Source organism: Nitrincola tapanii (assembly GCF_008368715.1).
In the GTDB taxonomy this organism is placed as follows: Bacteria; Pseudomonadota; Gammaproteobacteria; order Pseudomonadales; family Balneatricaceae; genus Nitrincola; species Nitrincola tapanii.
The window spans coordinates 125,053-146,481 of record NZ_SMRS01000006.1 but is presented as its reverse complement, the minus strand read 5'-3'; the positions used below and the strand labels follow the sequence as shown (position 1 = coordinate 146,481).

Sequence of the window (21,429 nt, the reverse complement as noted above, 5' to 3'; positions counted from 1 at the left end):
TTATGCCAAATAAAGTTCAAAAGTACTTGAAAAAAATAATAAATGATAAAGAGGCGCTGATTGGCTTAGTGTTTTATGAATTCAAAAAGCAATATCTAGGGAGTTATGTTGGAGTTATTTGGGTTTTTTTGCAGCCTATTTTTTACATGTTAGTAATTATGTTTGTGTTGACCCTAGGTATGCGAGCCAATTTGACCCAGAATAATGAAAATTTTGCATTATGGTTACTACTCGGTCTTATAGTGTGGTTTTTTATCTCTGAAAGTATACGAAAGGGAGCTGAGTGCGTCGTTAGAAGTTCTTATTTAGTAAAAAAGCCAGGCTTTACGATTGAGTATTTACCGATAATCAGTGTTATAGCAGCAAGCATGACACATATTGTTTTGTTTGTAATTTTAATATTCGCCCTTTTGGTAAATGATATATACCCAACAATATATTGGGTGCAGATTCCATACTTTATGATTCTTGGGGTTTTGCTTGTAAGCGGTTTTGTCTTTCTGCTCTCTGCGCTAAGAGTTTTTGTTAAAGATATAAGTAATATAGTTATTATCATCATGCAGTTTTTGTTTTGGACAACGCCAATATTTTGGAGCACGGATTTAGTTCCGGAGAGATTTAAAATATTGCTGAGTATCAATCCGTTTCATTATATCATTGATGGATATAGGTCAAGTATATTTAAAAATGAATGGGTGTTGCTGAACGTAACGCAAAATCTATTTTTCTTGATGTGGGTGCTGTTGGTTCTGTCATTGGGTTTGTTTCTATTTAGACGTTTGAAAGCACACTTTGCGGATATGTTATGAACAGAGAATCAGAGGTTGTTATAAGTGTTAATAATATATCGAAAAGCTATCAGCTCTACGCGAGTCCATACGATAGATTAAAAGAATCCCTATCTCTTTCAAATAAAAAATACCATCGTATTCATAAAGCCTTAGATGATATTTCATTTAAAGTGTATAAAGGGCAAACAGTTGGTATTATCGGAAAAAATGGTTGTGGTAAATCAACTATTCTTAAAATTATAGCAAAGGTAGTTCGGCCTTCATCAGGAAGTATACAGGTCAAAGGTCGTGTTTCAGCAATATTAGAACTAGGCGCTGGGTTAAATCAAGAGTTGTCAGGTCTAAAAAATATACACTTGTTCAACACTATAAATGGTATAAAAAAGGCAGATAAAGATGATGTTGTGAAGAAAGTTGTGGAGTTCTCAGATCTGGGGAAATATATAGATCAGCCAGTAAAGTCCTACAGTAGTGGGATGAAAGCAAGACTAGCATTCGCGCTCGCTATAAATTTTGATCCGGATATATTGATTGTCGATGAAGCTTTAAGTGTGGGAGATATTTCATTTAGACGTAAGTGTTTTGCAAAAATTGAAGCGTTGAAGCAAAAAGGTACGACTATTTTGTTTGTATCTCACAGCGAATCTAGCATTATCAGTCTATGTGATAGAGCTATTTGGTTATCAAATGGACAATATGTGTTGGATGGCCAGCCAAAAGAAGTGGTTGGGCTTTATTCTAAGCACATAAATGATAAAGATCTTTGCTGCGAAAAGATGAATAAGTTATACAAAGCGCTTTTTTCGAATGTTAAAGATCAAAAAAATGAAGCGTTAAATGTAAAAGCACCAGGGTATTACGATAAAAAATTAAAACCAAAATCAACAATTTCATATCAGAATATTGGTGCAGAAATATATGATCTGCAGGTTAGAGATCATTCAGGAAGAGTTGTTAATATCCTGAAATCTGGATTAGGTTATCTAATTGAATACAAAGTAAAGTTCGAAGGTCATGTAGAAAAAGCTCGTTTTGCAACACAAATTCGTGATGAAAAAGGTCATTCACTTGCAGGTTATGTGACACCCGCTACGACAGAGTTCTTAGAAATTGATCCAAAAATAGAATATTTAATTCAATTTGAATTTGAAAACTTATTTAATACAGAAATGATCTTTATATCGGCAGGAGTAAGATCCATAGTAGATGATCAGTTAGTGTTTCTGCATAGAGTGCTGGATGGATACGTATGTAAAACATCCTATCAGTCGGTGAACAATACAGGGCTGACCTCTTTGTTTAAAAAGGCGAATATAAAAGAAATACAAAAGGACAACGCATGAACCAGGCCTGTATTTTAGTACTTGGTATGCATCGGAGCGGTACTTCATCTGTTGCTGGATGTTTAAATGAAATTGGCGTATATGGCGGAAATGAATTACTTCCAGGAAGTGATGACAATAAAAAAGGGCATTTCGAAAATTTATCTGTTCTAAGATTTAATGAAAAAGTTCTTAAAGAGTCGGGTGCAACCTGGGATGACCCAATGCTGAGTGTGAGAGATATATTATTTGATAAATATATCGATGAGCTTATTCAGTTGATTCGAGAAGAGTTTTATGGTGTTCGCACGTTTTACATTAAAGAACCCAGAATTTGCCACTTATTACCATTGTATTTGAGAGCGCTTAAAAAACTCTCAATTAAAATTAAGATTCTTATCCCATATAGACATCCTTTAGAGATTGCAAGCTCCTTGCGTAAGAGAAATGGATTTTCTCCTGAAAAAAGTATTTTGCTTTGGACTTCAAGTATATTGGAGTCTGAATTTCAGACGCGTGGAGAGGAGAGATATATATTTCCGTATGAGAATTTTCTTACAAGTCCCGTACAAGTTCTACAAGAAGCAAAAGTGCTGGAGCCACCATATATAGATACGGCGGTGAATAAGGATAGCTTAAGGGAATGCATTGAATCCTTTGTTGATCCAGGCTTAAGACATCATACATATAAGAAATCTGATTATTCAAATGAGGTGCCTGAGTTCACAAAAAAACTCTTTATTGAGTTAAATAATAGAAATTTTTATACTGGTGTTATAGATGAAATAAGGTCGGATTATATTAGGCATGCTTCTTTTTTCTACGGAGCTGATACCGTTGGTTTTGTTGATGAATTGAAAAATCAAATTGATATAAAAAACGCAAGAATTTCAGAGCTTAAAGAAGCATATAGCAAAGAACAAAAGTTACATCTTAACTTTAAAGAGCTTGTGGTAGAGAAAAACGATGCTCTTATTTTGACTAAAAACACTATCAGTGAAATTAAAACTGATATTCGTAGGCTACAAGAAAAATATAAATCTGGTCAGCTTGAGCTAGTCAGTAATAAGAATAGAATCGCTGAGCTAAAAAATGATGTTAGAAGTCTTCAAGAAAAATGCAAAAGTAGGCAGGATGCATTAGAAGCTGAAAGAGAGTTGAATCTTCAGCTTAAGAGATCTCTTGATACACTGGAAAGAAGTAATAAAGATTTAAAGAATGAGCTGGATAAATATAAAGAAAATAAAAATAAAATAGATGAGTTGAACAGAAAAAATAACCACTTATTAGAGAAGAATTCAGAAAAGGATAGGAAAATATCGAGCTTGATACACGAAATTGTTTCTATCCATACTACTCGTAGTTGGCGCTATACTAGATTGTTTCGAATTGTTGTGAAGGTAGTCAAAAGGATTTTTCACAAATGAACGTCAAGGTCAAGGTGATCAAGTTTCTTAAGCTTGCAAAGCGATATTATGATTTGGTTAAGAGTAATCGCTTTGATAGAAGGTACTATCTCGCAAAATATGCCGATGTAAGAAAGTCAGATCAGGATCCGATTCTTCATTATTTGTTACATGGGCATCGCGAAGGTCGATTTATCAGTAAATCAGCTGAAGATAATGCTAGAAAGGCAAAAGCAATAGCTTCAGCTTCAATTGGTCTTGATAGGGTTGATGTTTATTTATGTTGCTGGTTGAATCAAAAAGAGCCAATTTATGATGCAATTCTTGAACTGGTGGCACATTTAAAATGTGAGGGTTTTAGGACGCTTGTTATTACCTCGTCATCGCATTTGTTGGAAAATGAATTTGTTCATGCTTTGAAATACAATATTTATTTGCATGGTGTGCCTAAAGCGAATGTTTCATATCGGCCTCCGGCTCTGCTATTGAGTGAGCTTAAGTTTCTAATCGAGCGCTGGAGCTCAAATCCAAGTATTCACTCCCAGTCAGAGGCAAATATTAATAATGCTTACAGCTACTGGAAGGATGCGTTTCTACGAAATAAGCCCGGCTGTATTATTGTATGGGGTTCGACTTGCCCAGTCAGTCGTCTGCAGATATATATAGCCAAAGAGCTCAATATTCCATATATTATTTTAGAAAGAGGTCATTTTTCGGGTACCTTATACGCTGATTTGGTAGGTCAGTTTTATCATGGTGCGCATGCTATTCAGTATGCTAAAGAAGTTGCTTATGCTCAAGAGCACAGTGAAGCGCAATTGTCTAGCATACGCTCTTACCTATTACAGCAAAATCATGTGGCATATTCAGAGTATAATACAGATGAGTCTATTTTAAGTAAGATTTCTGAGCATCAGCAGAAAGGTGGCAAGGTTTTACTTTTTGTGGGTGGAAATGATAATGGCTCAGGTGTGGCTTTTTCTGGTTCAGCGACTTTTGAATATCATTCACCCTACTATCGTTCTTCTTATGATGCGGTGAAAGATGTTTGTAAGGCCATTGAGAGGCTTGATGACAAGATTTTGCTGATTATAAAGCCGCATCCGGCTGATACTGGTGCATATAATAGTCTAAAAAATCAAGATATTTTAGTGACTCAAAATGGCAAAATTAATTCATTAATCGCGACAGCTGATGTCTGTATAACTCTGACGACTACGGCAGTTGCACAATGTGTATTGTCAAAAATCCCGCTTGTCACGCTTACCTATAATGATTTAACAGATAAGGGGTTTGCATATCAGGCGCATTCACGCTCCTGTTTGATTCCTGCGTTGAGAAGTGCGCTAAGTAAAGAGGATTTTGATTCAAGGTTGGCCTTTGGAGAACGGTATCTTCTCAGTTTATTTAGTTCGGTCTTGTTTTCTATCTTTCCTTTTGATCAGGGTAGAGGCATACCGGAACTCTCTAAGTTGATTTCAAATCGAGTACATAATCATAATGCATCCATTGCTAATGTTGATGGAAAGGTTCCAGAATATTGCTTTCGAGAAATTAAATTGGCTGAGTGGGATTTGGATAGCAGTAGCCTCCCTAAGATCGATATCATCATGCCTGTTTATGCTGATGCAGGAATAACACGTATTGCCGTTGAGGCTGTGTTAAGCTCGATTGATTCTAAACGTATGCGATTAATAGTGATTAACGATGCTAGTCCTTTTGAGGACGTGACAGCTTTTATAAAAGAACTATCTGAGCGAGCTAGTGATTTTTTAAAGGTGTTTGTTAATAAGGAAAATATTGGTTTTGTGGGTACAGTAAATTTTGGTTTTGGCTTGAGTGATGCGAATGATGTTATTATTCTGAATAGTGATGCGATAGTAGCTGAAAATTTTGCTGAACAACTTTGCCTTGCAGCTTATAGTCATCCAAAGATTGCAACAGTTACGCCTTTTTCTAATAATGCAAGTATTTTTTCATTACCCAATCCTCCAGGTGAAAGTTTGGCGATTGAAGATGCTATTTCTTATGTAGATCAAAAAACTTCGGTGCTTCATAAAACATCATTTTCCTTACTCCCTGTGGTTCCGGTGGGTCATGGTTTTTGTATGTATATACGTCGAAATGTTCTAAGATCAGTCGGTGTTTTTGATGAATTGAGTTTTGGACGTGGCTACTCGGAAGAAGTTGACTTTTGCTTAAGGGCACGAATGCAAGGTTATATCCATGTTGTTCAGCCTAATGTTTTTGTTGGGCATATCGGTGGGGTCAGTTTTGCTGATGAGCAGTCTGAACAAAAAAGCCGAAATAGAAAAATCATCGCTCAACGCTACCCGAACTACTTTAAGGAAATTAGATCGTTTTCTCTCAACGATCCATTAGCGCGTTATAGACGATGATTTTTATAATTTATTTAGGGTTGATTAAAAATGAGTGCGTATATTTTAGACTGCACCTTGCGTGATGGTGGTTATTATACAAATTGGGATTTTCCTGATGAACTAATTCAAAACTATCTGCAATCTATGGCAGCTTTAAATGTGGATTTTGTTGAGATCGGACTGAGAGCCATGCCACGAGTGGGTGAGGGTTTCCGTGGCGGTTGTGCTTATTCTACCGAGCGTTTTTTGCAGCAGATACAGGTTCCAGAAGTATTGGAAAAAAGACTCGCTGTGATGGTAAATGGCGCTGAATTATTACACCCATCTGTTTCGATGAATGAAATCCTAGAAAAATTATTTATACCAGCGGATAAGTCAAGGGTGACTCTAGTTAGAATTGCTTGTCATGTCCATGAATTCGAGCAATGTTTGCCTGCAGCAAGTTGGCTTAATGAAAAGGGCTACCTAGTTGGTTTCAATCTCATGCAGATAGCCAGTCAAACGGCAGATAAAATCTTACATTTAGCACAGATGGCTAATGACTATCCTATTGATGTGTTGTACTTCGCGGATAGTATGGGGAGTTTAGATCCTTGTGGGGTCAAGGAAATTATCTCTCTGTTGCGTACTTACTGGCAAGGATCTTTGGGAATACATACTCATGATAACATGTGCTTAGGTATGGCAAACACACTTGCTGCTATTGATGCAGGCGTAGAGTGGGTTGATTCAACTGTAACAGGTATGGGACGAGGGCCGGGTAATGTACAAACTGAGTTTTTAGTCGAAGCAATTAGTGATCTGAGAGCTCGAAAAGGAAATATTTCCAAACTTTTGGATACTATTCGTAAATATTTTAAGCCCATGCAGTTACAGCATAAGTGGGGGACGAATCCATTCTATTACCTAAGTGGTAAATATGAAATACATCCAACCTATGTTCAAGAGATGCTATCTGATAGCCGTTATTCAGATGATGATATTCTTGCAGCATTGAACTATTTGCGTAATACAGGTGGACGTAAATACAGTATTGAGTCTTTAGAAGCCTCACGTTTAAGCCTTCAAGGAGAGGCAGGTGGGGCTTGGCAACCACAACAAACGGTTCATGGCCGTGAGGTATTAGTACTGGGTAATGGTCCTGGACTGCTGCAACATAAATTGGCCATTGAGGCATTTATTCGTGAGTATAAGCCTTATGTAATTGGTTTGAATACTCAGAAAGTGTTAGATGATTCTTTAATCAATGCGCGTGCAGCATGTCATCCAATTAGATTACTTGCAGATTTCAAAGAGTATCTTAGCTTTTCGCAACCGCTAATTACTTCTGTTTCGATGTTGACGCCTGAAATCAAAAGCCTATTGAGCCGTAAAGAAGTCTATGATTATGGCATAGAGTTGAAAGAGAATACGTTTGATTTCAGATCAGTAAACTGTACACTCCCTTCTAATCTGGTTTTAATTTATGCTCTGGCTGTTGCTGCGGGCGCTAAGTCTTCTAAGGTTTATCTAGTTGGTTTAGATGGCTATGGAAATAATGATCCTAGAACAACGGAAATCGCTCGTCTTTTGCATCTATACCAATCCACTCCAGGTGCTCCCGAATTGGTGTCTCTAACACCTACTTGCTTTGACTTATCTATTCAATCGGTTTATGGCTTATAAATGATATGAAAGTATTGGTTGTGATTCCTGCGCGTTATGCTTCTTCACGTTTTCCGGGTAAGCCTTTAGCTTTGTTGCTGGGTAAGCCAATGATTCTTTGGGTGGCAGAGCTTGCTGCGCGTGCGGTAGGTCTAGAAAATATCTGTATCGCAACAGATGATAGGCGTATCGCCTCTATTGTTGAAGGTGCAGGCTATCCAGTGGCGATGACTTCTTCAACTGCCGCGACAGGAACGGATCGTTTAGCGGAAGTGGCCGCCCAGATTCATGCTGATATTTACGTTAACGTACAGGGTGATGAGCCTATGCTCAACCCTACGGATATTCATCGGGTGATTGCTGAGAAGATTCAGTCGCCGGATCAAGTCATTAACGCTTATACACCCATCTCTTCTTCTGAAGATCCTCACAATCCTAATTTACCTAAAGTTATTTTTAACGAATTAGGAAATTTGGTCTATATGTCAAGACAAGCGTTGCCTGGTTTTAAAGACATAAAAAACGCACCTTCTGCTTATTATAAGCAGGTTTGCATTTATGCTTTCAACAAAGAAGAACTTCTGGCTTTTTCAGCGTTTGGGCGCAAAAGCACACTGGAGTTTAGCGAAGACATAGAGATTTTGCGCTTTCTAGAGTTGGGGAAGTCTATAAAAATGGTACCTGTCTCCAAAGGTAGCTTGGCAGTAGATGTGCCAGGTGATATTTCTCTGGTTGAGTCAGCTTTAGCAGCAATAGGTAGCCAATAATGTTAGATTTTTCCCAGTACAAGACGGTTTTATTTGATTGTGATGGCGTCATACTCGACTCCAATCGCATCAAAACACAAGCATTTTACCAAACGGCCCTGCCCTATGGTGAAGAGTTCGCTACACGCTTAGTCGAGTATCATGTGGGTCATGGTGGCATCTCACGTTATGTCAAACTCAAATATTTTTTAACTGACATACTCAACCAGCCACCATCAGAAAATCTATTCAATGATTTGGTCCACACCTATGCAGCGCATGTGATGGAAGGGCTTCTTCAAGCACAAGTTGAGCCATCATTAGAAACTTTACGCTGCACATTTCCCGATGCATCTTGGGGCGTTGTTTCAGGCGGTGATCAAAATGAACTTCGCCAGGTGTTTCGGGAAAAAGGCATAGCGGACTGGTTTCAGATCGGCATTTATGGCAGTCCAGATACCAAAGAGATGATCCTATCGCAATTGTTACGCGCAGGCTCTCCTGCCTCTTCGATTCTTTTCATCGGCGATAGTCGATATGATTACGAAGTTGCTCAGGCATATGATCTGGATTTTGTCTTTGTCAGCCAATGGTCTGAGTTCGAGGGCGGTTTGGATTTTTTCCGAGATCAATCAATTCCTTGTATAAGAGCGCTAGAGCAACTGGTTCGAGCGAATCCTGGCCCCTTCTGTTAGGAGGGGCATAGACTCTGTTATAGTAGCCATTAAACGTCGACGTTTTGTGTATTCATTCTATATAGCGTCCCTTAATGTTCGAGAGCTGCATTGGTACTTTCTAGATTTACAGAATGGTGGGATAGGTTTGTGGCACGATTTGCCGCGCCACGTACCTTGATGACTGCTTCGGAGCTCACGACGCATGCCTCTTGCAGCCTATTGAAAGAATGGGTGGTGGGTCGTGATCTTTGTCATTTTATCAGTGTCGACTTAGCGAAAGTTCCCTCATCTAAACGCTCGCAAGCGCTCAAGCACTATGTGGAAAGTAAAAGCCCTTGGTCTGAAGTTGGCTTTTGTGCGGTTTGGCAAGGATCAACCGCGCAGGTATGGCTTTGGAATCAAGATGTTATCAAGCAGTTGTTGAAAGTGTTACCTACGCAAAGTTTAACGCGCTTACTGCCTGAAATGGTGTTTTTTGCAAAGCCTGATCAGGATGGTGTCTATCTTGCTGAGTGTGCACGAGGATATGACCTGCAATATTGGAACAAAGGGATCTTGCTTGCTAGTCGGTGGTTTGAACATATGCCTAGTATGCCCGATGTGCAATGGTTTTGTCGGGCGCAAGGAATCGCGGCAATTGATACAGCACAACTGATTGAGCTGCCTACAAAAATTCAGCCTTGGTTAGGTGCGCGCCCTTCAGCACTGGGCTGGTTGCAGGCGCAACAGAATACCCTAGTGATCGTTGCAGCTTTGTTTGCGGTATTTCTTTTCACGAGCCAAGCCACTCTGGGTTTTAGTTGGATGCTTCACGCAAAGCAGTTGGAGGCCAAGAGTCAGCAGTTACAGGGTGTGGTAATGGATGTACAGAGTCTGCGTGGAGAAGCACGCAGACAGCGTCGTGATATTGAGCAGCTATTACCGCGGCTTTATCAGCCAGATCCGATTGCCGCTCAGCAGCTTTTTATGGAAAAGATGCCACCTGAATTAGAGTACGAAGTCATTTTATGGGAGAGGCAAGGCAACCGAGTTGAAGTGGTGATTCGAGCAGAGCTCACAGAGGTGTTCGCGTTAGTGACAGCACTAAGTGGACAAGGCATAGAAAATGTAAATGTTGAACCCTGGCGGCGAGCAGATCATCATCGAATCTTATTTCAATTGAATACTCATCCTCAGGCTCTTCTGAACGCCGGTGTATTGGGTGCGCAATGATGCGAGTATCGAATGAGCAACTCATACAGTGGCAGCGTGAATGGCAAACCAATCACCGGCTCAGAAGACTAGTGGCCGCTGTTCTCGTTATTATGCTGATTGCTCTCTATCAGGGGCTGAGTGCTTGGCGTATTCAGCATAAGCAAGCCGCTTTACAGCATCATGCTCGGTTCGTTGATCTCCAGCAGCTCGCGACCGAGACTGAGTGGCAGTCCCGCAGGGATGAGCTCGAAACTACGCTGCAAGCGCTACGCGCCCATTTGTGGCAGGCGCCGAGCGAGGGCGCTGCGCAAGCACGTCTCCGTGATCAACTGCAAAACCACGCCCGCGAACACCAGATCACCTTCGATCGAATCAATTTAAGTGTGCATTATGATGCAGTGATCGAGCTTACACAGGTGAGAGCAGAGTTCAGCGGCCCTTATTCGCCTGGGAACTGGCAACGATTTGTCTCTGCCATTTCACAAGATAGACCACCTGTCTTGATCGATTTTGAAATGATTAACCGGGATAATCCTCGTCGTCCTATTTACCGCTTGGGTGTCAGTGCGTGGTTTGATTTGGGGAGGGTGCCTGAATGAGCAAGCCGCGTTTAATATCACTCTTGGCACTGTTTATTTTACTGGTGAACGGGGCTTTAATGGTCGCTCATCGGTATCACCCCTTTCCAGAATCGCATCAAAATACCCAAGACACCTGGTCATTGATAGGGCTGCCTGAGCAACGTTTCGGATCATTGGATCGTGTGTTATCCAGTTCCGTATGGGGTGAGATCGTTGAAATCTCCACATCCGAAACTGTCGAGCATACACCTGTTGATCAGCCATCCGAGGCGCTGACGCAGGAGCAAGTCACCCAGTTGCGTCAACAGCTTAAAGCAATTATTTATCAAGAAGGCTGGCGAGTGATCTTCAGCCCTCAATCTGAAGCGGCAGAGATAAGTGTTGTGCAAGTTTTGTATCCCGGTGATGTGATACCTGAAAGTAACTGGCGTATACAGGATATTCGAGCAGATCGATTGATTTTAGAAATCGCTTCTAATACACCTGAAGCTCAGGCCTACTTTACACTTAATCTTTTTCCATCAGCTGAATTCGATCCTACGGAGCCTTGATGTATGGGTGCTAAACAGCGCACGCACCAAAGTTTGAGCCTACTGCGGCCTATGCGAATCCTTTCTTTAACAGTACTGTTTAGCTTGTCGGGATGTACTTTAATCCCCGCTGAAGATCTGGCACCCCCCCCACCCCTGGCGCTTCCAGGCGCGGCTCAAGATGAAGAAACCGGTGCTTTGCAAGCTGAACAGGAAACAGAGCCTGTTGTCCGTCAGCGGCGGATTACAGGCTTGCCAATGCCGGCAAGCCCCGTCGCTACACGAGAAATAGCCAAAGCCCCTGTCAGTATCTTTCCACAGGATGAAGTGGAAGACATCGTTTTGAGTATCCATAACTTGCCTCTGCCAACCTTTATCAATGAGGTGTTTGGCAATGCTTTGGAGCTGGATTTTGAAATGGCTCCCGATGTTTCAGACCGCACAGATTTAGTCACCGTGCGTATCACGAACCCGCGTAATCGACAGGGTATTTATGAATTAGCGCGTGGAGTTCTTGAATCTTATGGCGTGCTGTTAGTTCGGCAGGGCGACTATCTGCGTTTTGTCTTAGGCAAAACGGAAGCGACGTCGCAACCTCCCTTAATCATTACGGGTGCTGCACTACCGAGTGTGCCGGAAAGTCACCGCCCGGTGATCTTTATTCGTGGACTGGAGGTGATTACAAACGCCGAGGCTTATGGAATGTTGCGCTCGATTTTTGAGCGAGATTCACGCATCACCATAGAGCGCGATAACGCACGTAATGCTGTGCGGTTTCAGGGGCCTCCTGAAGTCGTGCAGCAGGCGGCAGAAGTCTTGGATATGCTCGATCAGCCCTTGATGCGTGGCCGCCATACTCTGCGTATTGAGCCACAGTTTATCGGTGCTGAACTCTTGGCTGAACGACTCAGCAGCACATTAAAGGCGCAGGGTTATGATATCGGAACGGCTGCGAACAACACGGCATTAGTGCCGATTGAAGCCTTAGGGGCACTTTTTGTTTTTGCACCAAGCCAGAGCATATTGAGCCTGATCCGTCAGTGGATTCCCGAGCTTGATCAAGTTGCGCGTGCGGGTGAGCAGGGCAAAGAGGGTTTGTTTTGGTATCGAGTTCGGAATACAACCGCTTCAGATTTAGCTGCAACCCTGAATGGAATGAGTAGCGGTCGACAGGTGGGTGGAGTCCGAGAGACAGACGAGGATCGACGACTCCAGGGGCGTTCTCCAGAGGGTGCTCAGACAGCTCAGTCTGGACAGTTTGTCGTGAATGAGGCGCGTAATATGTTGCTCTTTCATGGGGAGTCGGATCGTTGGCAGCAGTTGCTGCCCTTGATACGCGAGCTGGATGTGGCGCCAGAGCAAGTGCTAATCGAAGTGGTTGTGGCTGAAGTCACCCTGAGTGATGAGTTTCGCTTTGGTATTGAATGGGCATTACGTGAAATCTCTGCAGCCGGTGCCGTAGGGAGCCTGAGCAGCGTGTTTGGATCCGGTGCACCGGGTGCGGGTTTAGATTCAGGGGGTTTGAGTTGGGCGTCGATCAGTGGTTCTGGTAATACGCGTTTGGCATTGAATGCTTTCGCGAGTAGTAATCGAGTGTCTATTTTACAAACCCCGCGTATTCTGGTGCGCAGCGGTGAGGAGGCCTCGGTACGAGTGGGAAGCGAGGTCCCCATTATTACGAGACAGGCAACCGGTGATGAAACTGTCGAAGGCACGAGCGCCATTATTCAGGATGTCCAGTTCCGTTCAACCGGGGTGCAACTGCAGGTGCGTCCTGTCGTCTTCTCCGATGGGCGTATCGATATTGAAATCAGCCAAGAGGTGAGTGAAGCGGTGCCCACCCAAACGAGTAACATTAACTCGCCCACAATCTTAACTCGCAATGTCAACACGCGTTTAAGTTTACAGGATGGAAGTTCGGTGCTCTTGGGCGGCTTGATCTCGTCGAGTGAAACGAAAGGGGATTCGCGAGTGCCTCTTTTGGGTGATCTGCCGGGTGTAGGCCAGCTTTTCCGGGTAGATAGTACACAGGGTGGGCGTACAGAGTTGATGGTGCTGATCGTACCCTATTTAGTGCGAGATGGCCGTCAGGCTGAGCAGTTGACAGAGAGCTTTCGCAGTCGTTTGCGCTTTATTGAGCCCATTGAATCTGATTCGCGTCAATATAGTCCTAGATAAGCCTTGGCCATGATAAAAGAGTGTTTGACAAAAGCGTCAGAAGCACAGTAGATTGCTCACAAACTATACAGTTAGGTGATATGGGGATTGGAAGTTTCTGACGTCTTATCTGAAATTGAAACTAAAGTATAGAGTTAAGCCTTGGGTTAAGTTAAAAAGCTAAGTAAATGATTGCATTAAGGGCTTGCTTGGCCAGGTTGGGCAATTCTATAATGCTAAAGTTATCATTACTTTTGGAGCTTTTGATAACAAACGTTTCCTAGGGGCTTTGCAGCCAAAAACGTTAAAACTTACGTAAGAACAACGGAAGGAAATCTGAATGAAAATTAATGCGATGATGAAGAAGTCTGCTCTGGCAGTAGCAATCACAGCAGGTTCTGTTAGCTACGCAACAGCTGCTACCCATGTTTTTGCACCAGGCTCTTTTGTAAACACTCTGGCCCACGAAGTTTTTGGTACAGGCTCTAATGCTACGGCTGTTGCTGTACCAACGACTGTCTTTACAGCGACTACCAACAATACTTACGCACTCGGTAATATTCTGACTGTTAAGTATACCCTGGATGCAGGTGCCGTTTTCTCTGAAGATTATTCAGATATCCAGAAATGGTTCCAGGCTGGAACTACTTTGAGTTTTGTGATCGGTGGACTGACTTACGTCATCGATAACAATGGTGACACTATTGAAGACCCAGCTGGTCTGAACAACAACCTTGGCCAAGCAATTACTGTTGATCAGGGCGGAGCAGTAAATGACAACACTGTGACCTTCAAGATTGACACTACTCAGTTTGATGGTGCGGGTAACTTTGCTTCTGCAACTGTAGGCCAGTTCCGTGTATTCAACCTGAAAGATGCTCTGGAGCCAGGCAGCTCTATCGGCCAGGTGCGCCTCGGTGGTGAGTTCCGTAACGTAACACAGGATGTAACAGACACAGTTCAGGCTCTGGTTGTGTTGCAGTCTCAGAAGGGTGTGGATTTAACTTCTACTCAGACTTCTTCTGCCGTTCGTCCTGCAATCGACTCAGCGGACAACCTGTTGAGCTTCACAAGCGATGTGGGTGATCTGGCATTCGTTGATTTTGATGCCTCGGGTAACGTCGATACTGTTAAATTGGGTACTCTGGCTGTTGTTCGTACAGAGGATGAAAATGGGCGTCGCGTTCGTAAAGAAAATGGTGACGAGTTTGATTTCCAGGGTTCAGATGAAATCAATGTTTCTCTGACCACTTCTACAGACATCAGTGCCTTTGGTTCTCTGTACCTGTCTAAAGATAACTGTGTTAACAATGCATTGCCGCTGGGCGCAACAACTGTGAACGGTACAACGGTTAACTTCAACCTTCAGGGCCAGACAACTTCTGCTCTGCAGGCAGGTTATGATCTGTGTTTCACTGCTGATGGTGTAAACCAGATGCCAAACTTCAGTGTTGGCGCTGCTACTTTGTTGGTTAACTACTTCAACCCACGTTACCTGGACTCTACGGGTAATGCCGGCCCATTCGGTCAGTTAGTGCGTAACGGCTGTGAAGTGACACTGTTCAACGTGCCTAACCCAAGTGCACAGGATCAGGCCTTCATCCGTTTGAGCAACATTTCTGAACTGCCAGGCCCTGTCAGCGCATTCATCTATGATGAGGCGGGTAACCAGTCAGCTGAAGTTGATCTGGGTATCTCTATCCCAGCGCATGGTACAGCGATTCTGCACACCAATGCTAACCTGGCTGACAATGCAAACCGTGTTTACCTGCCAGGCCAGTTGCCAGAATTAGCGGCTCTGACTGAAGGTCGTGCACGTATCGTCCTGAACGGTGCTTTCCCATCTTGTGAAGCTCTGGGTCTGGTTCGTAGCCCGAACGGAACACTGGTTAACGTAACAAGCACAACTTACAGCGGTGCTGTAACTACGAATGACCTGATCAACCGTAGTGCGAATGGTACTTCTAACTCTAGCAACTAATTGCTTGAGTTGAGTTACTGCTCACTCGCTAATTGAGTGCTTTATAAAAAGCTCCTTCGGGAGCTTTTTTGTTAACTAAAAAATATGATTTTGTTGCGCGATTCGTGTTTCATCATAAAGATTTTGAGTATTTCATTCGACAGGCCAAATCTTGAGGCTGTCGATGCAGGAGAGTCGGAATGCATAAAAAGCTTGGGCTTGGATTGTTAAGCCTTATTTTGCTGGTGGGTTGTGCCGGACAAGAAACCACTCCAGTACAGGCACCTCTGTATGTGTTTGAAGAGAACCAACATTACACCCAGCTTGCGCAGCCTTTGCCAGAAGGCGTTGCACCGGTATTGGAATATTTTTATTACGGTTGCACGACATGCTATCAGTTGACCGACGCGATTACGCAGTGGAGTCAATCGGAGGCTGTGGCGCTGGGGCGGGTGCCTGTGCACTCACAAACTGATTTAGTCGATGCTGCGCGTATTTTTCACACATTGGCGGTTATTGGTGAGCAGGCTAAGTATTCCATCGGATATCAGATGTTTCAGGCACAAAATACGTCACTACAAGGCGCAGATCGCATCAATGCATTTTTGCAGCAATATGCCGTGGATCCACAAGCTTTTTGGGAGGCTTGGGGTAGCGAAGCCGTGGAGCGCCGCTTGATCGGTTCGTACATGCTGACACAGTTAGCCGCAATTCAATCGACACCGGCTTTTGTAGTGCAAGGCCGTTATAAAGTTGAGTTGCCTGTCATTGAAAGCGTAGATGAACTTTTTGCTTTATTAAGTTACTTGAATCAAAAGACCCTTTCTGATGATTAGTACAGAGTTGTATGGGGTCACTAGGTTGTATGATGAATGTGGTGTTTGTGGTTCAAAAGGGTGAGTTAGCTCTGAAAGGGTTGCTGCTGGCCTGGTCTTTACGCCAGCGGCATCCTGAGGCTCGCCTTTTTGCGGCGATTCCCGAGTACTCAGACTGGGGTGAGTTGAGTGCAGAGGTACGCTCGGCTTTGCAGGTTCTAGGGGTTAAAACGCTAGGATTTCAGCCGCCTTTTGCACCGGAATATCCGATCGGAAATAAGGTACGTGTTTTAGGGCTCTTGCCTGCAGAGGAAGCGGCTGTCTTTCTGGATTCTGATATGCTCTGCCTCACTGCAGAGCCTTTATCTAATCTATTACCCGAGGATTTTTCAGGGGCTGCAAAACCGGCTGACTTGGCGACTTGGGGTTCACCAGAACGGTGGCAGCGGGTGTATGCGCGTTTAGGGGTTTCATTGCGTGGCCGAAAAGTGCGTGCGACGGTCAGTGGGGACTTAATGCTCCCCTATTTTAATGCTGGGTTGGTCGCGGTGCGGCAACCACAAGTCTTTGCTCAGCGTTGGGAGGCGGCTACTCGAACCCTGACCGATCCTGATTTAGATCTTGGTCAGCGCTATCCTTGGTTAGATCAAATTGCCTTAGCGCCCTGTTTGATGAGCCAAGGACCGCTGCAAGTGTTAAATGAGGGTTGGAATTTTCCAGCTCATCTTAAGGCGTTGCCTGAAAAAGGGGTGCATCTTTGCCATTATCACAGTCCAGGAGTGATCTTGCGTGAGCCGCGCTTACGCGATGTGTTTGTAAGAGCCTGCCGAGCCTTGCCTCAAATCGAACGCTTAGCGTACAGCTTTCCAAACTGGAAGCCTCTGCTACAGCCTGCTTTGGGGGGTATGCCAGGAAGGAGCGGGCGCCATGATTTTTTAATTACAGGCATTCCACGCAGCGGCACCAGTTTTGTGGCTCAGTTACTGGATGCCCAAAAAAATTGGGTGGTGCTTAATGAACCCAGAGAGGTTTTTTCCCAGCTGACACAGCGTAAAGATGCAACCGGTATCACATTATTGCATCGCCAAGTACGTGAAGCTTTGTTGCGTGGTGATGAAATTGAAAATAAGGTGGATGCTGGCCGTGTTATTAATGATACAGCGGCAGATGATCGACGGAGTTTTTATCATCCAGAACTCAACTCAGCGAACTTTAGATTAGGCAGTAAAAATACGTTGGCGTATATGGCTGCTTTGCCTGAGTTATCTAAACTGGGTTGGCCTATTGTGGCACTTGTCCGTCATCCCCAACCAACCTTGCGATCTTGGAAGCGCTCGTTTGCGCACTTACGTGAGGTGACATTGGACACTTTGCCGGTGGCGAATCCTGAATATTCGGGATGGCAGGGCTGGCAACGTGAATCGATCAAGGAGTTGCTGGCTGAAAAGGAAGCGCATGTGCGCCGAGTGCTTTTCTGGCGGATGTTGGCGAGGACGTTGCTGTGGCATGAGGCTTCTCTTCAGCTCTGGAAGTATGAAGATATACTTGAGAATCCCTCCGCTATGCTCAGGCGGTTACGCTGGTCTTTACGAGCACCCGGTAGCCTGTGGTGTACTAAAGAGAGTGTTCGTCAAGTCAGTGCACATATGTGGGAGGATGATGAGCGAGAGGTGTTAGGGGATTTATGCCAGGAAGAGATGAGGGCGTTTGGCTATGAGCTCTATTGAGCCTGAAGAAAAGATATTTTGTATCGGTTTCCATAAAACCGGGACAAAGTCACTTGCGGCGGCATTAACTGAGTTGGGTTACCGAGTGCATGGCCCCGCTTGGACTCAGGATCAGCAGGTATGCCGGAGTCTTGATCAGTTACAAGAGCGTGCTTTCAGTGTGATTGAGGCCTATGATGCCTTCCAAGATAATCCTTGGCCCTTACTTTGGGAGTCTTTGCGAGCATCCTATCCTAAGGCTCGTTTTATCCTGACTTGGCGTGAAGCTGATCGTTGGCTCTCAAGCGCAGTGCGTTATTTCGGCCATCAAAAAACGCCGATGCGAGCACTGATTTATGGTGAGGATGCGGCGAGTCCGATAGGGTATGAGCAGCGTTATTTGCAGCGCTACTCTGCGCACAATAATGCGGTGCGTGCCGCGTTTAAGGGGGCCGAAAATTTTCTTGAGCTCAATTTTGAGCAGGAGGCGGGCTGGAAAGCTCTGTGTGATTTTCTCCACAAACCCCTACCTAAGATGCCCTTTCCGCATAAGAATAAAGGTGATTAATTTGCGTGCTAGGGTGTATGTCTATTCTTTAGCCAGTCAGAGTGTTTCATGAGTACAGCCAGTGGTGCATTAATTGGTGAGGTCTTGTTAGCGGCCGGCGCTATTAATATGCGTGATCTAGATAAGGCATTAGTCGCACAGCGTGAAATGGGCGGACGTTTGGGGACCTTGCTGGTACGTTCTGGTGCCGTTTCTGAGACACAGCTTTTAGAAGGCCTCAGGTTGCAACTGGGCTTGCCATTGCTTGAGCAGGATTTGCCTATTCCAACGGATGTCGAAATACGTTCAGGATTGGAATGTTTTGCATTTGATCCGGGATGGTGGCTGCAGGAGGAGGCGATTGTTTGGCTGCATAATGATCAGCTGTATTGTTTTGCTCAAGACTGTTTCGCACCCTTGTTAAATGAAGTGTTACATCATCTTTCTCAGCCTGTTATTCAGGTGTTAGGCCGGCGTCAGCTGCTTGAGACCTGTTTGGGTGTCTTGCGGACGTTGATGAGTACGGAGGATTCAACTGCGTTTGAAGAGGCCGATATTCAACATCTCCGTGAGTTGGCTGAGGAAGCACCTGTGGTGGAGTTGGTGAATAATACTTTTTCTTTGGCGATGGAGCAGCGCGCATCCGACATTCATATAGAACCGGAGGAAGATACCTTTGATATTCGCTATCGAATTGATGGGGTGCTTTATACGCGTCGAACTTTACCTAAATCACGCTATCATGCAGTGGCTTCGCGCCTTAAGTTAGTTTCGGGTATCGATATCGCTGAGCGCCGTTTACCACAAGATGGACGTATTAGTATGCGCGTGAATGGTCAGGAAATGGATATTCGTGTGTCGTCTTTGCCTGGGGTTCAGGGTGAATCAATTGTGATGCGTTTGTTGCCTAAAGAGCGACGAGAGTTGCAGTTGGATAGATTGGGCTTCTTGCCTGATCACTTGCAGTTGATCCGCAGTTGGGCGCATCGTCCACATGGTATTGTGTTAGTAACGGGTCCGACGGGTTCGGGTAAATCTACTACGCTGTATTCGACACTTGATGAAACTAATGACGGCCAGCGCAAGATTATAACTGTTGAGGATCCGGTTGAGTTTCAATTACCGCATGTGACGCAGGTGCAAGTGCACTCGGATATAGGAATGACGTTTGCTCGCGCACTTCGTGCTATTTTACGACAAGATCCTGATGTGATTATGATTGGTGAGATTCGTGATTTGGAAACGGCTGAGATTGCTGTTCAGTCTGCTTTGACTGGGCACTTGGTGCTTTCAACTTTACATACCAATGATGCACTCAGTGCGTTTACGCGTTTGATCGATATGGGTATCGAGCCGTTTTTAGCGGCGACGCCGGTGATAGCTGTGCAGGCACAGCGTTTAGTACGGCGCTTATGTCCAAGTTGTAGTGTTCCAGCTACACCGAGCGCACAGATACAAATGCTGGTATCTCAGTGGTTAGAATCTTCTCAAGCAGAGTCACTAGAAGATTGGCGTGAGGCTGTGGGCTGCGCGGCTTGCCAACATACAGGCTTTAGCGGTCGTGTTGGCATTTATGAATTAGTCGAGGTTTCTGAAGGTTTGCGTGAGAAGGTATTGGCGGGTGCCTCGGTAGGTGAGTTGCAACGCCAAGCACGTATGGATGGGTTTAGGAACCTTTACATTGATGGCCTGCTCAAAGCTCGCATGGGGCTGACGAGTGTGGATGAAGTCCTGCGTGTTACGAGTTTAGGGGAGTAATGGCTAAATTTAATTACACAGCGCTTGATCAGGATACAAAATCTGTATCTGGACAGCTCGAAGCGAATAGCCGACGCCAAGCATTACGGGAGCTTCATGCGCGTAACCTAGTCCCTTTAACTCTATTGGAGGGCCAGGCAGAAGAGCTAGAAAGTGGTGATCGTCATACGAAGCGTTTAAGTGAGCGCGATACATTAACGGCGCTCTATGAACTCGCATCGATGCTGGTGGCAGGTGTGAGTGCTGCGGAGGCTGTTGAGTCTCAAGCGCTTTCAGCAGCGCATCCACAGTTACGGCGTGCCTTTAAACAGATGCTCAAAACTCTGCGTCATGGCGGTAACTTTTCTTCTGGTTTAGAAAGCGCTGAGTTGAAACTACCTGAGTATGTAGTGTCGTTGGTTAAGGCGGGCGAAATGACGGGAAATCTCGGGGAGGCCTTAGCAGATGCTTGTGAGCAGATGGAGTATGCATTACGTATGCGTGCTGAAGCTCGCAATGCTTTGATCTATCCAGCCATACTGGTGTTAACTGGTATTTTAGCTGTGGTGATGATGTTTGTGTATGTGGTACCAAGCTTTACGAATCTGCTGGACCAGTCGAATGAGTTGCCTTGGCTAGCTTGGGCGGTGTTATCGGCTGGACGTTGGGCGAATGATCATTGGATCGTCTTAATTGGTTTATTTGTCATGTTTTTGGTTGTTCCGATTGCGTTATGGCGATTGGCTTCTGTGCGTCTATCAGTGATGACCTTGTTGGAGAAGGTGCCTGTAGTTGGGAGTTGGTTGATACAAGCCGATATTGCGGCTTGGGCTGCGATCATGGCGTCTATGATGCGTAATCGGGTTGAACTGATGACAGCCCTGCACTTAGCCGCTTCGGTTGTACGTTTACCAGGGCGGCGTCAGCGACTTTTGAACGCAGCAAAGGCGGTGAAGCAGGGAGAGCATTTATCTATTGCATTGGAGCAGCAGCATTGCCTGAATGAGACTGGCTATAACTTAGTTCGTGTGGGTGAAAAAACAGGTGCTCTGGATAAAATGCTGCAATCTTTGTCGGAGTTATATACGCGTCAGGGGCAACAACGCATGAAAAAGGCCTTAGCGTTAATTGAACCGATTGCTATTTTGGCGATTGGGGGCGCTATCGGTACGCTCATTATTGCCATCATTTTGGCAATCACCAGTGCAAATGATTTAGCATTTTAAGTTGAAGAG

17 protein-coding genes are annotated in these 21,429 nt (G+C 44.4%); all 17 read left to right on the top strand.

The window, feature by feature from the left end; genetic code table 11:
* Positions 1-2 precede the first annotated feature (2 nt).
* The 17 genes from E1H14_RS09035 to E1H14_RS08955 all read left to right on the top strand — a co-directional run bounded on the left by E1H14_RS09035 (position 3) and on the right by E1H14_RS08955 (position 21,420).
* The gene (locus tag E1H14_RS09035; RefSeq protein WP_149391139.1) at positions 3-809 is read left to right on the top strand and encodes an ABC transporter permease; all 807 of its coding nucleotides are present in this window, start codon (positions 3-5) and stop codon (positions 807-809) included.
* Positions 806-2,134, top strand: coding sequence for an ABC transporter ATP-binding protein (locus tag E1H14_RS09030; RefSeq protein ID WP_149391138.1), 1,329 nt, complete (start codon positions 806-808; stop codon positions 2,132-2,134). The genes E1H14_RS09035 and E1H14_RS09030 overlap by 4 nt, the downstream gene beginning before the upstream one ends.
* Positions 2,131-3,540 (top strand): sulfotransferase family protein, encoded by a 1,410-nt coding sequence (locus E1H14_RS09025; protein WP_149391137.1) that lies wholly within the window; start codon positions 2,131-2,133, stop codon positions 3,538-3,540. The genes E1H14_RS09030 and E1H14_RS09025 overlap by 4 nt, the downstream gene beginning before the upstream one ends.
* Positions 3,537-5,918: a glycosyltransferase gene (locus E1H14_RS09020; RefSeq protein WP_149391136.1), complete on the top strand. Its 2,382-nt coding sequence runs from the start codon at positions 3,537-3,539 to the stop codon at positions 5,916-5,918. The genes E1H14_RS09025 and E1H14_RS09020 overlap by 4 nt, the downstream gene beginning before the upstream one ends.
* A 30-nt stretch (positions 5,919-5,948) precedes the next feature.
* Positions 5,949-7,565, top strand: a complete 1,617-nt coding sequence (locus E1H14_RS09015; protein ID WP_149391135.1) for an aldolase catalytic domain-containing protein — start codon at positions 5,949-5,951, stop codon at positions 7,563-7,565.
* A gap of 5 nt (positions 7,566-7,570) precedes the next feature.
* The gene (locus tag E1H14_RS09010; RefSeq protein WP_149391134.1) at positions 7,571-8,311 is read left to right on the top strand and encodes a 3-deoxy-manno-octulosonate cytidylyltransferase; all 741 of its coding nucleotides are present in this window, start codon (positions 7,571-7,573) and stop codon (positions 8,309-8,311) included.
* The gene (locus E1H14_RS09005) at positions 8,311-8,985 is read left to right on the top strand and encodes an HAD family hydrolase (protein WP_149391133.1); all 675 of its coding nucleotides are present in this window, start codon (positions 8,311-8,313) and stop codon (positions 8,983-8,985) included. Before E1H14_RS09010 ends, E1H14_RS09005 begins: the two co-directional genes overlap by 1 nt.
* A 129-nt stretch (positions 8,986-9,114) precedes the next feature.
* On the top strand, positions 9,115-10,179 hold the full coding sequence (locus E1H14_RS09000) for a hypothetical protein (protein ID WP_149391132.1): 1,065 nt from the start codon (positions 9,115-9,117) through the stop codon (positions 10,177-10,179).
* Positions 10,179-10,760 (top strand): hypothetical protein, encoded by a 582-nt coding sequence (locus E1H14_RS08995; protein ID WP_149391131.1) that lies wholly within the window; start codon positions 10,179-10,181, stop codon positions 10,758-10,760. Before E1H14_RS09000 ends, E1H14_RS08995 begins: the two co-directional genes overlap by 1 nt.
* Entirely contained in the window at positions 10,757-11,293 is a 537-nt protein-coding gene (locus E1H14_RS08990; protein WP_149391130.1) for a hypothetical protein, read from the top strand. The genes E1H14_RS08995 and E1H14_RS08990 overlap by 4 nt, the downstream gene beginning before the upstream one ends.
* Positions 11,294-11,296: 3 nt before the next feature.
* Positions 11,297-13,450, top strand: coding sequence for a type II secretion system protein GspD (locus E1H14_RS08985; protein ID WP_149391129.1), 2,154 nt, complete (start codon positions 11,297-11,299; stop codon positions 13,448-13,450).
* Between the two features lie 319 nt (positions 13,451-13,769).
* Positions 13,770-15,410, top strand: a complete 1,641-nt coding sequence (locus tag E1H14_RS08980; RefSeq protein ID WP_149391128.1) for a hypothetical protein — start codon at positions 13,770-13,772, stop codon at positions 15,408-15,410.
* A gap of 179 nt (positions 15,411-15,589) precedes the next feature.
* Positions 15,590-16,225 (top strand): DsbA family protein, encoded by a 636-nt coding sequence (locus E1H14_RS08975; protein ID WP_149391127.1) that lies wholly within the window; start codon positions 15,590-15,592, stop codon positions 16,223-16,225.
* Between the two features lie 32 nt (positions 16,226-16,257).
* Positions 16,258-17,931 (top strand): sulfotransferase, encoded by a 1,674-nt coding sequence (locus tag E1H14_RS08970; RefSeq protein WP_160142053.1) that lies wholly within the window; start codon positions 16,258-16,260, stop codon positions 17,929-17,931.
* Complete coding sequence (locus E1H14_RS08965) at positions 17,918-18,478, top strand: sulfotransferase family protein (protein ID WP_149391125.1); 561 nt, start codon at positions 17,918-17,920, stop codon at positions 18,476-18,478. Before E1H14_RS08970 ends, E1H14_RS08965 begins: the two co-directional genes overlap by 14 nt.
* A 48-nt stretch (positions 18,479-18,526) precedes the next feature.
* Positions 18,527-20,215, top strand: a complete 1,689-nt coding sequence (locus E1H14_RS08960; protein ID WP_149391124.1) for a GspE/PulE family protein — start codon at positions 18,527-18,529, stop codon at positions 20,213-20,215.
* Positions 20,215-21,420 carry a type II secretion system F family protein gene (locus E1H14_RS08955; protein WP_149391123.1) on the top strand — a complete coding sequence of 402 codons (1,206 nt, stop codon included), beginning with the start codon at positions 20,215-20,217 and terminating at the stop codon, positions 21,418-21,420. The genes E1H14_RS08960 and E1H14_RS08955 overlap by 1 nt, the downstream gene beginning before the upstream one ends.
* Positions 21,421-21,429 lie beyond the last annotated feature (9 nt).

What these genes read in the sequence shown, in the direction of transcription:
- E1H14_RS09005 (WP_149391133.1), top strand. Translation starts at nt 8,311, where the DNA reads ATGTTAGATTTTTCCCAGTACAAGACGGTTTTATTTGATTGTGATGGC.
- E1H14_RS08970 (WP_160142053.1), top strand. Translation starts at nt 16,258, where the DNA reads ATGAATGTGGTGTTTGTGGTTCAAAAGGGTGAGTTAGCTCTGAAAGGG.
- E1H14_RS08955 (WP_149391123.1), top strand. Translation starts at nt 20,215, where the DNA reads ATGGCTAAATTTAATTACACAGCGCTTGATCAGGATACAAAATCTGTA.
- E1H14_RS09035 (WP_149391139.1), top strand. Translation starts at nt 3, where the DNA reads ATGCCAAATAAAGTTCAAAAGTACTTGAAAAAAATAATAAATGATAAA.
- E1H14_RS08990 (WP_149391130.1), top strand. Translation starts at nt 10,757, where the DNA reads ATGAGCAAGCCGCGTTTAATATCACTCTTGGCACTGTTTATTTTACTG.
- E1H14_RS08965 (WP_149391125.1), top strand. Translation starts at nt 17,918, where the DNA reads ATGAGCTCTATTGAGCCTGAAGAAAAGATATTTTGTATCGGTTTCCAT.
- E1H14_RS08985 (WP_149391129.1), top strand. Translation starts at nt 11,297, where the DNA reads ATGGGTGCTAAACAGCGCACGCACCAAAGTTTGAGCCTACTGCGGCCT.
- E1H14_RS08995 (WP_149391131.1), top strand. Translation starts at nt 10,179, where the DNA reads ATGCGAGTATCGAATGAGCAACTCATACAGTGGCAGCGTGAATGGCAA.
- E1H14_RS09015 (WP_149391135.1), top strand. Translation starts at nt 5,949, where the DNA reads ATGAGTGCGTATATTTTAGACTGCACCTTGCGTGATGGTGGTTATTAT.
- E1H14_RS09020 (WP_149391136.1), top strand. Translation starts at nt 3,537, where the DNA reads ATGAACGTCAAGGTCAAGGTGATCAAGTTTCTTAAGCTTGCAAAGCGA.
- E1H14_RS08975 (WP_149391127.1), top strand. Translation starts at nt 15,590, where the DNA reads ATGCATAAAAAGCTTGGGCTTGGATTGTTAAGCCTTATTTTGCTGGTG.
- E1H14_RS09030 (WP_149391138.1), top strand. Translation starts at nt 806, where the DNA reads ATGAACAGAGAATCAGAGGTTGTTATAAGTGTTAATAATATATCGAAA.
- E1H14_RS09010 (WP_149391134.1), top strand. Translation starts at nt 7,571, where the DNA reads ATGAAAGTATTGGTTGTGATTCCTGCGCGTTATGCTTCTTCACGTTTT.
- E1H14_RS08960 (WP_149391124.1), top strand. Translation starts at nt 18,527, where the DNA reads ATGAGTACAGCCAGTGGTGCATTAATTGGTGAGGTCTTGTTAGCGGCC.
- E1H14_RS09025 (WP_149391137.1), top strand. Translation starts at nt 2,131, where the DNA reads ATGAACCAGGCCTGTATTTTAGTACTTGGTATGCATCGGAGCGGTACT.
- E1H14_RS08980 (WP_149391128.1), top strand. Translation starts at nt 13,770, where the DNA reads ATGAAAATTAATGCGATGATGAAGAAGTCTGCTCTGGCAGTAGCAATC.